At 63.4% G+C, this 15,028-nt stretch carries 13 protein-coding genes; 12 read left to right on the top strand and 1 reads right to left on the bottom strand.

From position 1 onward, the window contains the following. Positions 1 to 134 precede the first annotated feature (134 nt). From HBO24_RS10315 to HBO24_RS10260, 12 genes are all read left to right on the top strand, one after another. Positions 135 to 2,390: a DNA internalization-related competence protein ComEC/Rec2 gene (locus HBO24_RS10315; protein WP_170059655.1), complete on the top strand. Its 2,256-nt coding sequence runs from the start codon at positions 135 to 137 to the stop codon at positions 2,388 to 2,390. Between the two features lie 75 nt (positions 2,391 to 2,465). Then, complete coding sequence (locus HBO24_RS10310) at positions 2,466 to 3,101, top strand: MotA/TolQ/ExbB proton channel family protein (protein ID WP_029299724.1); 636 nt, start codon at positions 2,466 to 2,468, stop codon at positions 3,099 to 3,101. Further along, positions 3,098 to 3,526 (top strand): biopolymer transporter ExbD, encoded by a 429-nt coding sequence (locus HBO24_RS10305; protein WP_170059654.1) that lies wholly within the window; start codon positions 3,098 to 3,100, stop codon positions 3,524 to 3,526. The genes HBO24_RS10310 and HBO24_RS10305 overlap by 4 nt, the downstream gene beginning before the upstream one ends. Continuing rightward, positions 3,526 to 4,536: a tetraacyldisaccharide 4'-kinase gene (gene lpxK, locus HBO24_RS10300; RefSeq protein WP_057439615.1), complete on the top strand. Its 1,011-nt coding sequence runs from the start codon at positions 3,526 to 3,528 to the stop codon at positions 4,534 to 4,536. The genes HBO24_RS10305 and lpxK overlap by 1 nt, the downstream gene beginning before the upstream one ends. 24 nt (positions 4,537 to 4,560) lie before the next feature. Further along, positions 4,561 to 4,746 carry a Trm112 family protein gene (locus HBO24_RS10295; protein ID WP_003174668.1) on the top strand — a complete coding sequence of 62 codons (186 nt, stop codon included), beginning with the start codon at positions 4,561 to 4,563 and terminating at the stop codon, positions 4,744 to 4,746. Then, positions 4,743 to 5,507: a 3-deoxy-manno-octulosonate cytidylyltransferase gene (kdsB, locus tag HBO24_RS10290; RefSeq protein ID WP_120733916.1), complete on the top strand. Its 765-nt coding sequence runs from the start codon at positions 4,743 to 4,745 to the stop codon at positions 5,505 to 5,507. The genes HBO24_RS10295 and kdsB overlap by 4 nt, the downstream gene beginning before the upstream one ends. Then, entirely contained in the window at positions 5,507 to 5,971 is a 465-nt protein-coding gene (locus tag HBO24_RS10285) for a low molecular weight protein-tyrosine-phosphatase (RefSeq protein WP_057439613.1), read from the top strand. Before kdsB ends, HBO24_RS10285 begins: the two co-directional genes overlap by 1 nt. Beyond that, on the top strand, positions 5,968 to 6,987 hold the full coding sequence (murB, locus tag HBO24_RS10280; protein ID WP_170059653.1) for a UDP-N-acetylmuramate dehydrogenase: 1,020 nt from the start codon (positions 5,968 to 5,970) through the stop codon (positions 6,985 to 6,987). Before HBO24_RS10285 ends, murB begins: the two co-directional genes overlap by 4 nt. Positions 6,988 to 7,231: 244 nt before the next feature. Beyond that, entirely contained in the window at positions 7,232 to 7,702 is a 471-nt protein-coding gene (locus HBO24_RS10275; protein WP_169990639.1) for a (2Fe-2S)-binding protein, read from the top strand. Then, positions 7,699 to 10,020, top strand: coding sequence for a xanthine dehydrogenase family protein molybdopterin-binding subunit (locus HBO24_RS10270; RefSeq protein ID WP_057439611.1), 2,322 nt, complete (start codon positions 7,699 to 7,701; stop codon positions 10,018 to 10,020). The genes HBO24_RS10275 and HBO24_RS10270 overlap by 4 nt, the downstream gene beginning before the upstream one ends. Next, positions 10,020 to 11,006, top strand: a complete 987-nt coding sequence (locus tag HBO24_RS10265; protein ID WP_057439610.1) for an XdhC family protein — start codon at positions 10,020 to 10,022, stop codon at positions 11,004 to 11,006. Before HBO24_RS10270 ends, HBO24_RS10265 begins: the two co-directional genes overlap by 1 nt. Beyond that, complete coding sequence (locus tag HBO24_RS10260; RefSeq protein WP_057439609.1) at positions 11,003 to 11,581, top strand: nucleotidyltransferase family protein; 579 nt, start codon at positions 11,003 to 11,005, stop codon at positions 11,579 to 11,581. The genes HBO24_RS10265 and HBO24_RS10260 overlap by 4 nt, the downstream gene beginning before the upstream one ends. A gap of 137 nt (positions 11,582 to 11,718) precedes the next feature. On the opposite strand, the gene rne is transcribed toward HBO24_RS10260, so the two are convergent. Then, positions 11,719 to 14,949 carry a ribonuclease E gene (gene rne, locus HBO24_RS10255; RefSeq protein ID WP_170059652.1) on the bottom strand — a complete coding sequence of 1,077 codons (3,231 nt, stop codon included), beginning with the start codon at positions 14,947 to 14,949 and terminating at the stop codon, positions 11,719 to 11,721. Between the last annotated feature and the right edge of the window lie 79 nt (positions 14,950 to 15,028).

Below are 15,028 nucleotides of genomic sequence, written 5' to 3'. Positions count from 1 at the left end.
GGGGTCCAGATCAGTTCGAGGGTCAAGTATGCCCGTATTCTACGAACGGGAAATTCAGACTTTGTGACAAAAAATCATAGTTCGCCCTGAACCACTCGGCTAACACTCAATGGGTCACTCTCAAGGAATGATCCATGCGTACAGGGATGTTTGCGCTGGCGTTGGGGCTGCTGGCGTTGCGCCTGCTGCCCGTCTTGCCGCCGGTCGGTTGGTTGCTGGTGTTGCCGGTGGTGGCGTTGATGCTACTGCCGTTTCGTACTTATCCGCTGGCATTTTTCCTGTTGGGCCTGGCGTGGGCCTGTTTCAGCGCGCAACGGGCGCTTGACGACCGGCTCATGCCCGCGCTGGACGGCCAGACCCGCTGGCTGGAAGGGCGTGTCAGCGGGCTACCGCAGCAGAGTAGTGGGGTGGTGCGCTTCGAACTGAGCGACAGCCGGTCACGCCAGGACCGGCTGCCCCAGCGCATCCGTGTGAGCTGGCAGGGCGGCCCTCCTGTGCGCAGTGGTGAGCGCTGGCGTTTGGCCGTGACCCTCAAGCGACCCTCCGGCCTGTTGAATTTCCAGGGCTTCGATCAAGAGGCCTGGCTGTTGGCCCAGCGCGTGGGGGCGACGGGGTCGGTCAAGGATGGCCAGCGCCTGGCGCCGGCCCGACATGCCTGGCGCGATGGGGTCCGCCAGCAGCTATTGGCGGTAGACGCCCGGGGGCGTGAAGCCGGGCTGGCCGCACTGGTGCTGGGCGATGGCTCCGGCTTGGCCGCCGAGGATTGGCGCATTTTGCAGGACACCGGCACCGTGCATCTATTGGTCATTTCCGGCCAGCATATCGGCCTGTTGTCGGGGTTGATCTATGCCTGGGTGGCCGGGCTGGCCCGCTACGGCTGCTGGCCCAGGCGTTTGCCCTGGCTGCCTTGGGCCTGCGGCCTGGCATTTGCCGCAGCGCTGGCCTATGGCTTGCTCGCCGGCTTTGCCGTGCCAGTGCAGCGGGCCTGTGTGATGGTGGGGCTGGTGTTGCTGTGGCGCCTGCGGTTTCGCCACCTGGGGATCTGGTGGCCACTGCTGCTGGCCCTGAATGCGGTGCTGCTCCTCGAACCCCTGGCCAGCCTGCAACCGGGTTTCTGGCTGTCATTTGCCGCCGTGGCCGTGTTGCTGCTGGCCTTCAGCGGCCGCCTGGGGCCCTGGCGGGCGTGGCAGGCCTGGACCCGTGCCCAATGGCTGATCGCGATTGGGCTGTTTCCGCTGCTACTGATCCTCGGTTTGCCGATCAGCTTGAGTGCGCCGCTGGCCAATCTGTTTGCAGTGCCGTGGATCAGCCTGCTGGTGTTGCCGCTGGCGCTGGCGGGCACGCTGTTGCTGGCGGTGCCATGGCTGGGCAGTGGCCTGTTGTGGCTGGCGGGGGGCGCGCTGGATTGGCTGTTCAAGGCCCTGGCCTGGCTGGCCGGGCACGTGCCAGCCTGGATGCCGGCCGAGGTGCCTGTGGGCTACTGGTTGCTCAGTCTGCTGGGCGCGGTGCTGTTATTGATGCCCAAGGGCATTCCCTTTCGCCTGCTGGGTTGGCCCCTGTTGCTGCTGGCGGTGTTCCCGCCCCGTGAGTCGATCCCGTTGGGCCAGGTGGCGGTGGAGCAACTGGATGTCGGCCAGGGCTTGTCGATCGTGTTGCGCACCCGCAACCACGTGCTGTTGTATGACGCCGGGCCACGGGTGGGGGATTTCGATCTCGGCGAGCGCGTGGTATTGCCGGCGCTGCGCAAGCTGGGGGTTGGCCAGGTGGACTTGATGCTGCTCAGCCATGCCGACGCCGATCATGCCGGTGGCGCGGCGGCGGTGGCCCGTGGGTTACCCGTCCTGCGCGTGGTGGGCGGGGAAACCCGGGGGTTGCCGGCGTTCCTCGGCACCCAGGCCTGTATCAGCGGTGAGCAGTGGGAGTGGGACGGCGTGGTGTTCCAGCTGTGGCAATGGGCAGATGCCCGCAACGGCAACGCGAAGTCGTGCGTGCTGCAGGTCCAGGCCAATGGCGAGCGGTTGCTGCTGACCGGCGATATCGACCGCGAGGCCGAGCGGGCCTTGCTGGCCACGCCCCTGGCGGTCGCCACGGATTGGCTGCAAGTGCCCCATCATGGCAGCCGCAGTTCCTCGTCCTGGCCGTTTGTCCAGCAACTGGCCCCCAAGGCGGTGCTGATCTCCCGTGGGCGAGGCAATGGTTTCGGTCATCCGCACCCGCAAGTGATGGCGCGTTACCAGTATTTGCGCAGCACCCTTTATGACAGCGCCGAACAGGGCGCGGTGCGTCTGCGCCTGGGGGCTTTCGAGGCGCCGGTCATGGCACGCAGCCAGCGCCGTTTCTGGCGCGCGCCTGTCATCGACAGTTACCAAAGGCCGGTGCCTGCGACATGATGGCTGTCGGCCGGCAGGCCCTTCCTCGCCAGCCTATATGCTAAAGTGGCGCACTTTTTCGAGGGGACATTCACTGTGTGGGAATTGGTCAAATCCGGCGGCTGGATGATGTTGCCGATCATTCTGAGCTCCATCGCCGCACTCGGCATTGTTGCCGAACGCCTGTGGACCCTGCGCGCCAGCCGTGTAACCCCTGATCATCTGCTGGGGCAGGTCTGGCGCTGGATCAAGGACAAGCAACTGGACAAGGAAAAGCTCAAGGAACTGCGGGCCAATTCCCCTCTGGGCGAGATCCTCGCTGCGGGCCTGGCCAACTCCAAGCACGGTCGCGAGATCATGAAGGAGTGCATTGAAGAAGCCGCCGCCCGGGTAATCCACGAACTGGAGCGCTATATCAATGCCCTGGGCACCATCGCGGCAATGGCGCCATTGCTGGGCTTGCTCGGTACCGTGCTGGGCATGATTGATATCTTCAGTGCCTTCACCGGGTCCGGCATGACCACCAACGCCTCGGTATTGGCCGGGGGCATTTCCAAGGCCCTGATCACCACGGCGGCGGGCCTGATGGTGGGTATCCCAGCGGTGTTTTTCCACCGATTCCTGCAACGCCGCATCGACGAGCTGGTGGTGGGCATGGAGCAGGAAGCCATCAAGCTGGTGGAAGTGGTCCAGGGCGACCGTGATGTCGACCTGGTCGAGGGCAAAGCGTGAAATTTCGCCGCAAGCCCCGGGAAACGGTCGATATCAACCTGGCGTCGTTGATTGATGTGGTGTTCATCCTGCTGTTGTTTTTTGTCGTCACCACCACCTTTACCCGGGAAACCCAACTACGGGTCGAACTGCCGGAAGCCGTCAGCGGCTCGCCGGCCGAAGACCAGCAGCTCAAGCAACTGGAGATCACCATCAGCGCCGAAGGGGTGTTTTCGGTGAACAACCAGTTACTCGAGAAAAACGACGTGACCAGCGTGATGGATGCGCTGCAGAAGGAGTCCGGCGGTGATACGCAAATGCCGCTGTCCATCAGCGCCGATGGCAAGACCCCACACCAGGCTGTGATCACCGCGATGGATGCAGCCGGCAAGCTCGGTTTCAGCCATTTGCGCATGACCACCGTCGAGGCGGCGGGGCAACCCTGATGGCCTTGTCCGATCGTTTGCTCAAGGCCTGGTATGACGGCCACCCGGCGCTCAAGCTCCTGCAACCACTGGAGGCACTCTATCGCCGGGTGGTCAGGCGCAAGCGCGAGCGGTTCCTGGCGGGTGAGGGCACGATCTACCAAGCGCCGGTGCCTATAGTAGTGGTCGGCAATATCACTGTGGGTGGCACGGGCAAGACGCCGTTGATCCTGTGGTTGATCGAGCATTGCCAGCGCAGTGGCCTACGTGTCGGTGTGGTCAGCCGTGGCTACGGGGCCAAGCCTGCGCAGTTGCCATGGCGGGTGCAGGCCAGCGACAGCGCGCAAGTGGCCGGCGACGAGCCCTTGTTGATCGTGCAGCGCAGCGGCGTCCCGCTGATGATCGACCCCGATCGCAGCCGGGCGGTGCAGGCCCTGTTGGCCAGCGAGACCCTGGACCTGATCCTGTCCGACGATGGCTTGCAGCATTACCGTCTGGCCCGTGACCTTGAGTTGGTGCTGATCGACAACGCCCGCGGCCTGGGCAATCGCCGCTGCCTGCCTGCCGGGCCGTTGCGCGAGCCGGTCGAGCGCCTGCACAGCGTCGATGCTCTGCTATATAACGGCGCCGGGGCTGATCGCGAGGATGGCTTTGCTTTCCGTCTGCTGCCGACCACGTTGGTCAACCTGCTGACCGGCGAGCGGCGGCCGCTGGACCATTTTCCCGTGGGGCAACGGGTGCATGCGGTCGCGGGCATCGGCAACCCGCAACGTTTCTTCAATACCCTCGAAACGCTACACTGGCTGCCGATACCCCATGCGTTTGCCGACCATGCGCCCTACAGCGCCGAGGTCCTGAATTTTACGCCGTCACTGCCGCTGGTCATGACCGAAAAGGACGCGGTGAAGTGCCGCGCCTTTGCCCAGGCACACTGGTGGTACCTTGCAGTCGATGCCGCACCGTCACCGGCGTTTATCGCCTGGTTCGACACGCAACTGATGCGTCTGCTGCCTGCTCGACTTTTGCCTTAAAACGTTTTTATCCAGGAAACCCCCATGGACACCAAACTGCTCGATATCCTCGCTTGCCCGATCTGCAAAGGCCCGCTCAAGCTCAGTGCCGACAAGACCGAACTGATCAGCAAGGGCGCCGGCCTGGCGTACCCGATCCGCGACGGCATCCCGGTGATGCTGGAAAGCGAAGCCCGCACCCTGACGACCGACGAGCGCCTGGATAAATGACCACTGCCTTCACTGTTGTCATCCCCGCGCGCTACGCCTCCACCCGCCTGCCCGGCAAACCGCTGCAGATGATCGGCGCCAAGCCGATGATCCAGCTGGTCTGGGAACAGGCCTGCAAAAGCAGCGCCCAACGCGTAGTGGTGGCCACTGATGATCTGCGGATCATTGAGGCCTGCAAGGGTTTTGGCGCCGAAGCGGTACTGACCCGTGAAGATCACAACTCCGGCACCGACCGCCTAGCCGAAGTGGCCACGCACCTGGGCCTGGCGCCGGACGCCATCGTGGTCAATGTTCAAGGCGACGAGCCGCTGATCCCGCCGTGTGTCATCGACCAGGTCGCGGCCAACCTGGCCGCCCACGCCGAAGCGCGCATGGCGACCCTGGCCGAGCCTATCGAAGATCTCGAGACCCTGTTCAACCCGAACGTGGTCAAGGTGGTCAGCGACATCAATGGCCTGGCCCTGACCTTCAGCCGTTCGACCCTGCCCTGGGCGCGCGACGAATTCGCCAAACAGCGTGATGTGTTGCCGGCGGGCGTGCCGTATCGCCGCCATATCGGCATTTACGCCTACCGCGCCGGCTTCCTGCATGACTTCGTCACCTGGGGCCCGTGCTGGCTGGAAAACACCGAGGCCCTGGAGCAATTGCGGGCCCTGTGGCACGGCGTGCGTATTCATGTCGATGATGCGATGGAAGCGCCGCCGGCCGGTGTCGATACGCCGGAAGACCTCGAGCGCGTGCGTCGGTTGCTGGGGGCTTGATGGAAGTCCTGTTTGTCTGCCTGGGCAATATCTGCCGCTCGCCCACCGCCGAGGGCGTGCTGCGCCACAAACTGCGGGCCGCCGGGTTGGCGGACCAGGTCGAGGTGGCGTCTGCCGGTACCGGTGAATGGCATATCGGCAAGGCCCCGGACAAGCGCAGCCAGCAAGCAGCGCTGCGTCGTGGCTACGACTTGTCGGCCCAGCGCGCCCAGCAGGTGTCGCGCGCCGACTTTGCGCGCTACGACCTGATTCTGGCGATGGACCAGAGCAACCTGCGCAACCTCAAGGCCATGCAACCGGCCCAGGGCAAGGCCGAGCTGGACCTGTTCCTGCGCCGCTACGATGGGGCGGTGGATGAAGTGCCGGATCCGTACTACGACGGCGAGCAAGGTTTCGAGCAGGTCCTGGACCTGATCGAGGCCGCTTGTGATTTGCTGGTGATCGAATTGAAGGGGCGGTTATGAGTCTGGATGTGCAGCCCCAGGTTTCCCTGAAGGCCTTTAACAGTTTTGGCATTGATGTGCGTGCGCAATGGTTCGCCGAAGCCCATAGCGACGCCGATGTGCGCGAGGGCCTGGCCTATGCGGCCGCACAGCAGTTGCCGTTGCTGGTGATCGGGGGCGGCAGCAACCTGCTGCTGACCCAGGATATCCCGGCGTTGGTGTTGCGCATGGCAACCCAGGGGATCCGAGTACTGCACGACGACGGCCAGCAGGTGCTGGTGGAAGCCGAGGCGGGCGAGGCCTGGCATCCGTTTGTGCTATGGACCCTTGCACAAGGGTTCTCTGGCCTGGAAAACCTCAGCCTGATTCCCGGCACTGTCGGGGCGGCACCGATGCAGAACATTGGCGCCTACGGTGTTGAGATCAAGGATGTCTTCGCCGGCCTGACCGCCCTCGACCGCCAGACGGGCGAGTTGCGGGATTTCAGCCTGGAGGAATGCAACTTCGCCTACCGCGACAGCCTGTTCAAGCACGAAGTGGGGCGCTGGCTGATCCTGCGGGTGCGTTTTACCCTGAACCGCGTCGCACACCTGAAACTCGGCTATGGCCCGGTGCAGCAGCGCCTGGCGGAGCAGGGCATTGCCCAGGCGACCCCGAGCGATGTCAGTCGGGCCATTTGCAGTATCCGCAGTGAAAAGCTGCCCGATCCTGCGGTCTTGGGCAACGCCGGCAGTTTCTTCAAGAACCCACTGGTCTCCCAGGAGCTGGCGGCGCAGTTGCAGCTGCAATATCCCGATCTGGTGGCCTATCCCCAGGCCGACGGCCAAGTGAAACTGGCGGCCGGCTGGTTGATTGAAAAGGCCGGCTGGAAGGGCTTTCGCGAGGGGGATGCCGGTGTGCATCGCTTGCAGGCGCTGGTGCTGGTCAATTATGGCGCGGCCACCGGCCTGGATATTTCCAGCCTGGCCCTGCGCATCCAGCGCGATATCGCCGAGCGCTTCAAGGTCGACCTGGAAATGGAGCCCAATCGTTATTGAGCTACGCTTCTAGCGTGTTGAACCAAGCCCTGCATTGCAGGGCTTTTTTGTTAATGCTGGGTTAACTTAGCAGGCTAACGATGCCTGTTTATTGTTCGATAGACCCTGTTTATCAAAGGCCCGGTGAAGACCTGTCTTCACAAGAGAGCCCGATTAGCCTGAGCCATCTGCGTGTACCGACTCCGCTCCCTTGAAAGCGGCAGATAGCTCGACCCCATAATCCAATCACTATGCGGGCGTGCCCATGATTACTCTGAAACTCAACGGTCAAGATCATCCACTGGATGCCACCGAGGATATGCCTCTGCTGTGGGCGATCCGTGATGTCGCGGGTTACAACGGCACCAAGTTCGGTTGCGGCATGGGCCTGTGTGGCGCCTGCACCATCCATATCGACGGTGCGCCGGCGCGCAGTTGCATCACGCCCATCGGCTCGGTCAAAGGGCAGAACGTCAGTACTATCGACAACCTGCATAACGACCCGATTGGCCAGGTGGTGCAGCAGGCATGGCTGGATACGGCGGTGGCGCAATGCGGCTACTGTCAGGGCGGGCAGATCATGTCGGCCACGGCCTTGCTGAAAACCAACCCCAACCCCAGCGATGCACAGATTGAAGAAGCCATGGTCGGCAATATCTGCCGCTGCGGCACCTATAACCGCATCAAGACGGCGATTCGCCAGGCCGCGACTCAGTTGCAGGGGGTCAAGGCATGAGCCAGTTACCGAGCAATTTCGCCCTGAGCAACCTTAGCCGGCGCGGTTTCCTCAAGGGCGTCGGCGCGACCGGCGCCCTGGTGGTGGCTGCCAGTTGGGGCTTGCCCCAGGCCTTTGCCGACGAAGTGAAGCAATACGGTGGGGCCGCGATGCCCAATGGCCTGGTTGATGATCCCAAGGTCTATGTCAGCATCGCCAGCGATGGCACCGTCACCGTGATCTGCAACCGCTCGGAGATGGGCCAGGGCGTGCGCACCAGCCTGACCATGGTGGTGGCCGATGAACTGGAGGCCGATTGGGCGCTGGTGAAGGTTGCGCAGGCGCCGGGCGATGAAGCGCGTTTTGGCAACCAGGATACTGACGGTTCGCGCAGCATGCGCCATTGGTTCGAACCGATGCGCCGCTGCGGCGCCGCCGTGCGGACCATGCTGGAACAGGCCGCTGCCGAGCAGTGGAAAGTCCCGCTGGCCGAATGCCGTGCACAGTTGCATAAAGTCATTCACCAGCCCAGCGGCCGCGAACTGGGCTATGGCGCCCTGGCCGCTGCCGCCAGCGCGTTGGCAGTGCCGGCGCGCGACAGCCTGCGACTCAAGCAGCCCTCGGAGTTTCGCTATATCGGCAAGGAAGCCACCAAGGCCATCGACGGTGCCGATATCGTCAACGGCCGGGCGGTGTACGGCGCCGATGTGCATTTTGACGGCATGCTGTTCGCGACCATTGCGCGGCCCAAGGTATACGGCGGCAAGGTCAAGTCGTTCGATGCCAGCGCGGCGCTGAAAGTCCCCGGGGTGATCAAGGTCCTGCAAATCGAAAGCCGACCCATACCCTCGGAATTCCAGCCATTGGGTGGTGTGGCGGTGGTTGCCAGCAATACCTGGGCGGCGATCAAGGGCCGTGAGGCGTTGCAGATTGTCTGGGACGACGGCGCGAATGCTGGCTACAACTCCACCGACTATCGCAAGACCCTGGAGGCGGCGGCGCTCCAGCCCGGCAAAGTGGTGCGCAATACCGGCAGTATCGAGCAGGCCCTGAACGATGCCGACAGCACCCTCGAAGCCACGTATTACTTGCCACACCTGGCGCAGTCGCCGATGGAGCCGATGGTGGCCGTGGCCCGTTATCAAGACGGGCGATGCGAGGCCTGGGCTCCGAGCCAGGCACCGCAGGTCACGCGGGAACGGGTGGCCGAGCGCCTGGGCTTGCCGTTCGATAACGTCACGATCCACGTCACCCTGTTGGGCGGTGGCTTTGGGCGCAAGTCGAAACCGGATTTCATCATCGAAGCTGCGCTGCTGGCCAAGGAATTCCCCGGCAAGGCCGTGCGGGTGCAGTGGACCCGTGAAGACGATATTCATAACTCCTACTTCCATACCGTCTCCGCCGAGTACCTCAAGGCCGGCCTGAACAAGGACGGCCTGCCCTCTGGCTGGCTGCACCGCACCGTGGCACCCAGCATCACTGCGCTGTTTGCGCCGGGCATGAACCACGAGGCAGCGTTCGAGCTGGGTATGGGCTTTACCAACATGGCCTACGCCATTCCCAATGTGCGCCTGGAAAACCCCGAAGCGGCTGCCCACACCCGCGTGGGTTGGTACCGTTCGGTGTCGAACATCCCCCATGGGTTTGCCATTCAGAGCTTTGTCGATGAACTGGCCCATAAGGCCGGCCAGGATCCGCTGAAATATCAACTCAAGCTGCTGGGCCCGGATCGTCAGATTGATCCGCGAACCTTGAGTGAAGAGTGGAACTACGGCGAGTCCCCCGAGCGTTATCCGATTGATACCGCGCGCATGCGCGGCGTGCTGGAAACCGCCGCCAAGGCCGCCGGCTGGGGGCGCACGCTGCCCAAGGGGCGCGGCCTGGGGCTGGCGGTGCACTACAGCTTTGTGACCTATGTGGCGGCGGTGATCGAGGTGGAGGTCAAGGATGATGGCACGCTGATCGTGCATAAGGCTGATATTGCGCTGGACTGCGGACCGCAGATCAACCCGGAGCGCATCCGCTCACAGTTCGAGGGCGCCTGCGTCATGGGCTTGGGCAATGCGGTCCTGGGAGAAATCAGCTTCAAGGATGGCAAGGTCCAGCAGGACAACTTCCATATGTATGAAGTGGCGCGTATGTCCCTGGCCCCCCGGGAAATCGCCATACATTTGGTCACGCCAGAAGGAGAGGTGCCCCTGGGAGGCGTCGGTGAGCCAGGCGTACCACCGATTGCGCCGGCGCTGTGCAACGCGATATTTGCCGCCACCGGCAAGCGTATCCGCAGCTTGCCCGTGCGTTATCAACTGCAGGGCTGGCAACAGGCGGCGAAAGCCTGATGGACAGCGTGGATCTGAACGTCCTGCGCAGCGTGCTGGAGTGGCGCCGCGCGGGGCAGCGGGTGGTGCTGTACAGCGTGGTCCAGACTTGGGGTAGCGCGCCACGGCCGCCGGGGGCGATGCTGGCCCTGCGCGGCGATGGGGTGGTGATCGGCTCGGTTTCCGGTGGCTGCATTGAAGATGACCTGATCGCTCGGCTTTACGATGGTCGCTTGCCTGACGAAGGGCCGCCGGTGCAACTGGTGACCTATGGCGTGACCCGGGATGAAGCGGCGCGCTTTGGCCTGCCCTGCGGCGGCACCTTGCGCCTGACGGAGGAGCGGGTAGGTGATCCTGCCTGGGTCGCCGAGTTGCTGGCGCGTTGTGAGGCCCATGAAATAGTGGCCCGGGAGTTGGACTTGGCGACGGGCACCGTGCGTCTGAGCGCGGCGAGCCAGTCCGACATTGTCAGTTTTGATGGTGAGCGCTTGCGGGCCATCTACGGCCCGCGCTGGCGCCTGTTACTGATCGGTGCGGGGCAGCTGTCGCGCTATGTGGCAGAAATGGCGCGGCTGTTGGATTTTGAAGTGCTGATCTGCGATCCACGCCAGGAGTTTGTCCATGGCTGGGAAGAACAACACGGGCGCTTTGTGCCGGGAATGCCCGATGAGGCCGTGCTCAATATTCAGACGGACGAGCGCACGGCCATTGTGGCCCTGACCCACGATCCGCGCCTGGACGACATGGCGCTGCTGACCGCGTTGAACTCCCGAGCGTTCTACATTGGTGCCCTGGGCTCGCGGGCCAATAGCCGCAAGCGTCGGGAGAACCTGGCGGTGTTGGGGCTGGGAGCCGAGGCGATTGCGCGGCTGCATGGTCCGATCGGTCTTCATATCGGCAGTCATACGCCGGCAGAGATTGCCTTGTCGTTGATGGCGCACATCGTCGCGATCAAGAACGGTGTGGAACTGTTGCAAGCAAAACCGGTGCGGGAGGTGGTCAGTTGACGAGCACCATTACCGCCATCGTCCTGGCGGCGGGGCAGGGCAGTCGGTTCCGCGCGCGAACCGGCCAGGACAAACTGCTGGCCCCTTGTAGGGGGCGAGATGGAGTGACACGGCCGGTCTTCGAGCAGGTGTTGGTCAATTTACCGACCTGTATCACCCGGCGCTGGGTCATCACCGCGCCTGCGCGCAGCGAGGTTATTCGCCTGGCCAGGGCATACGGTTGCGAAGTGCTGCTTGTGGATTCGGCGGGCATGGGCGACAGCATTGCAGCCGCCGTTGCCGCCAGTGGCCCGGCGGCGGGTTGGCTGGTGGTGTTGGGGGATATGCCGTTTATCCAGGCGGCGAGTATTGAGCGGGTGATAGAGCGGGTGGAGGGTGTCAGTGTGCCGGTGCATGCTGGTCAGCAGGGCCATCCTGTTGCGTTTGGCCCGGCACTGGGGCCTGCCTTGATGGGGTTGACTGGGGATCGTGGGGCCAGGGCTGTGTTTGCCCTGGCTGAGGTGCGGGAAGTGCAGGTGGATGATCCTGGGGTGTTGTGGGATGTGGACGTGCCGCAATCACTGGAATTCAGGTAGGGGCTGGAAGAGCTGGTCGGGGTGTCAGGTATTTATCCGTCATCGTTAACGACCATCGCAGGCAAGCCAGCTCCCACATGTCGCATAAAAAAGCCCCGCCTGATTGCTCAGGCGGGGCTTTTTAATTGCCGTTGGAATCAGGCGAGGGGTTTAGGCTCGTGCTCTTCTTCCAGGGCTTTTGGGTTGTGCTCTACCACTTCTTCAACGGAACGCAGGTTCTCGTCGATGGTTGGGGCAGTGTGCTCAACTTCTGCTTCGATGGCCGGTGCTGGCGCAACCGCTTCGACGACGGCCGGGGCCGCCGCCGCTGCTGCTTCGGCTTCTTTCTGCAGACGCTCGGCTTCACGCTTGCGACGACGCACTTCACGCGGGTCGTTAGGCGCACGGCCGTTTTCGGTCAGGGCGCTGACAGGGGCTTCAACCACTGGGGCGACCACTTCGGCAACCACTGGGGTTTCCACAACCACCGGAGCAGGCTCGGCAACCACAACCGGTTCTGCAACCACCGCTGGTTCGGCGATAACCACTTCAGCAACCGGTGCTGGAGCTTCTTCTACCGGTGCCGGGGCAGGTGCTTCGGCGACGACGGCCGGCTCGGCAGTCCACTGGAAGGCGGTCTGTTCTTCGCGAACTTCACGCACTTCTGGGGTTGCTTCAGCGGCTGGCGCGTCGACAACAGCTTCGACCACAGGCTGGGGCTCAACCACGATTGCAGGTGCAGCCACTACTTCGGCTTCAGGCTGGGCTTCGCGGACCGGTGCAACTTCCACTTCTACAGCGGCAGGTGCTTCGACCACGGTGGTGGCTTCGACAACCGGTGCTTCAACTGCGGCAGTTTCCTGCACGGCAGCGGTGGCACGTTCGGCCTGCTGGTTGGCTTCGGCTTCGGCAGGTGCACTGATGACCGAGCTGGCAACTGCAGCGGTAACGGCCAGGCCAGCAGCCAGTTCGGTGCTGGTCGGTTCGTTGTTGGCGCTTTCTTCAGCGGCTTCGCCGGTCTCTTCCGAGCCTTCGATCACATTGCCGTTGGCGTCACGCTGACGCTCACGGCGGTTGCTGCGGCGACGCTGGCCACGGGAGCGGCGGCGTGGACGATCGCCTTCGGCGTTGTCCTGGCCATCTTCCTGTGGCTGTTCGTCGTTGTTCAGCAGTTCTTCTTCGCTGGCTGCGGCAGCCTGCTCGGCGCGTGGTTGACGCTCTTCACGCGGTGGGCGTGGAGCGCGTTCTTCACGGGGCTGGCGGGCCGGGCGTTCTTCGGTCGCGACATCAGTTGCTACGGCGGCAACAGCTGGGGCAGCGTCCAAAGGTTCACGCAGTTCACGTACACGCTCTTCACGCTCGCCACGTGGCTTGCGATCTTCACGCGGGGCGCGAGGGGCACGCGGTGCGCGTTCTTCACGTGGTGCACGCTCTTCGCGCGGAGCACGTTCTTCACGGGCTACGGCCGGGGTTTCTTCACGGGCTTCGCGCGGCTGGCGCTCTTCACGGGGGGCGCGTTCTTCACGCGGTGCACGTTCTTCGCGAGGCTTGCGCTCTTCGTCACGGCGACCGTTGCGGTTACGGCTCTGCTGGCGACCGTTGCGACGCTCTTCGTTGCGGGCAGGGCGTTCAGCGGCTGGCTTCTCGACCACGGCTGGAGCAACAGGCTCTTCCTTGGTGGCGAACAGGCTGACCAGCGACTTCACCAGGCCCTTGAACAGGCTTGGCTCCGGCAGGACGGCAGGCGCGGCCACCGGGGCGGCGACTTCAGTCGGTACCGGTGCGTTGGCACGGGCCGGTGCGGTCTTGACCGCGGCTTCCTGGCGCACCAGGGTGCGGGTTGCGGCGGCTGGCTGGACTTCTTCGACTTCGGCAGCGGCAGCGGCGATTTCGTAGCTGGACTGGCCGCTGTGGGCTTCCGGGCTGTCATCACGCAGGCGCTGGACTTCGAAGTGCGGCGTCTCGAGGTGATCGTTCGGCAGGATCACGATACGGGCACGGGTGCGCAGTTCGATCTTGGTGATCGAGTTGCGTTTTTCGTTGAGCAGGAAAGCTGCAACCGGGATCGGCACTTGTGCGCGGACTTCGGCGGTGCGGTCTTTCAGGGCTTCTTCTTCGATCAGGCGCAGGATCGCCAGGGACAGCGATTCAACGTCACGGATGATGCCGGTGCCGTTGCAACGCGGGCAGACGATGCCGCTGCTTTCGCCCAGGGATGGACGCAGGCGCTGACGGGACATTTCCAGCAGGCCGAAGCGCGAGATACGGCCAACCTGTACGCGGGCGCGGTCGGCTTCCAGGCATTCGCGGACTTTTTCTTCCACGGCGCGCTGGTTCTTGGCCGGGGTCATGTCGATGAAGTCGATCACGATCAGGCCGCCGATATCACGCAGGCGCAGTTGGCGCGCGATTTCTTCGGCTGCTTCCAGGTTGGTCTGCAACGCGGTTTCTTCGATGTCGCTGCCTTTGGTGGCACGCGCCGAGTTGATGTCGATGGACACCAGGGCTTCGGTCGGATCGATCACGATGGAGCCGCCGGACGGCAGTTCGACCACGCGCTGGAAGGCGGTTTCGATCTGGCTTTCGATCTGGAAGCGGTTGAACAGCGGTACGCTGTCTTCGTACAGCTTGATCTTGCTGGCGTACTGCGGCATCACCTGGCGGATGAAGGTCAGGGCTTCGTCCTGTGCTTCAACGCTGTCGATCAGCACTTCGCCGATGTCCTGGCGCAGGTAGTCGCGGATGGCGCGGATGATCACGTTGCTTTCCTGATAGATCAGGAATGGCGCGGAGCGGTCCAGGGATGCTTCTTTAATAGCGGTCCACAGTTGCAGCAGGTAATCGAGGTCCCACTGCATTTCTTCGCTGCTGCGGCCAAGGCCGGCAGTGCGCACGATCAGGCCCATGTCGGCCGGAGCGATCAAGCCGTTCAGCGCTTCACGCAGTTCGTTGCGCTCTTCGCCTTCGATGCGACGGGAGATGCCGCCGGCACGCGGGTTGTTCGGCATCAGGACCAGGTAACGGCCAGCCAGGCTGATGAAGGTGGTCAGGGCGGCGCCCTTGTTGCCACGTTCTTCTTTTTCGACCTGGACGATGACTTCCTGGCCTTCGCTCAGGACGTCCTTGATGTTCACGCGGCCTTCAGGGGCTTTCTTGAAGTATTCGCGGGAGATTTCTTTGAGGGGCAGGAAGCCATGGCGCTCAGAGCCAAAATCGACAAAGGCAGCCTCAAGGCTTGGCTCGATGCGAGTAATCCGGCCTTTATAGATGTTGGCCTTCTTCTGCTCGCGTGCACCGGACTCGATGTCCAGGTCGTAGAGGCGTTGGCCATCTACCAGTGCAACACGCAACTCTTCGGGTTGAGTTGCGTTAATCAGCATTCTTTTCATGTTGTACCGTCGGTTTCCGGGCTGCCGGAAACGGCGTTCGGCACACACGACTTCTCACGGTCGGTGTCAGGTGCGTCAA

Source organism: Pseudomonas sp. WS 5410, assembly GCF_012985645.1.
Lineage (GTDB): Bacteria > Pseudomonadota > Gammaproteobacteria > Pseudomonadales > Pseudomonadaceae > Aquipseudomonas > Aquipseudomonas shahriarae.
The sequence above is the reverse complement of the archived record's forward strand: the minus strand, read 5'-3'. Positions and strand labels throughout refer to the sequence as shown.

What these genes read in the sequence shown, in the direction of transcription:
- HBO24_RS10275 (WP_169990639.1), top strand. Translation starts at nt 7,232, where the DNA reads ATGATTACTCTGAAACTCAACGGTCAAGATCATCCACTGGATGCCACC.
- rne (WP_170059652.1), bottom strand. Translation starts at nt 14,949, where the DNA reads ATGAAAAGAATGCTGATTAACGCAACTCAACCCGAAGAGTTGCGTGTT.
- HBO24_RS10265 (WP_057439610.1), top strand. Translation starts at nt 10,020, where the DNA reads ATGGACAGCGTGGATCTGAACGTCCTGCGCAGCGTGCTGGAGTGGCGC.
- murB (WP_170059653.1), top strand. Translation starts at nt 5,968, where the DNA reads ATGAGTCTGGATGTGCAGCCCCAGGTTTCCCTGAAGGCCTTTAACAGT.
- HBO24_RS10295 (WP_003174668.1), top strand. Translation starts at nt 4,561, where the DNA reads ATGGACACCAAACTGCTCGATATCCTCGCTTGCCCGATCTGCAAAGGC.
- HBO24_RS10270 (WP_057439611.1), top strand. Translation starts at nt 7,699, where the DNA reads ATGAGCCAGTTACCGAGCAATTTCGCCCTGAGCAACCTTAGCCGGCGC.
- HBO24_RS10315 (WP_170059655.1), top strand. Translation starts at nt 135, where the DNA reads ATGCGTACAGGGATGTTTGCGCTGGCGTTGGGGCTGCTGGCGTTGCGC.
- HBO24_RS10285 (WP_057439613.1), top strand. Translation starts at nt 5,507, where the DNA reads ATGGAAGTCCTGTTTGTCTGCCTGGGCAATATCTGCCGCTCGCCCACC.
- lpxK (WP_057439615.1), top strand. Translation starts at nt 3,526, where the DNA reads ATGGCCTTGTCCGATCGTTTGCTCAAGGCCTGGTATGACGGCCACCCG.
- kdsB (WP_120733916.1), top strand. Translation starts at nt 4,743, where the DNA reads ATGACCACTGCCTTCACTGTTGTCATCCCCGCGCGCTACGCCTCCACC.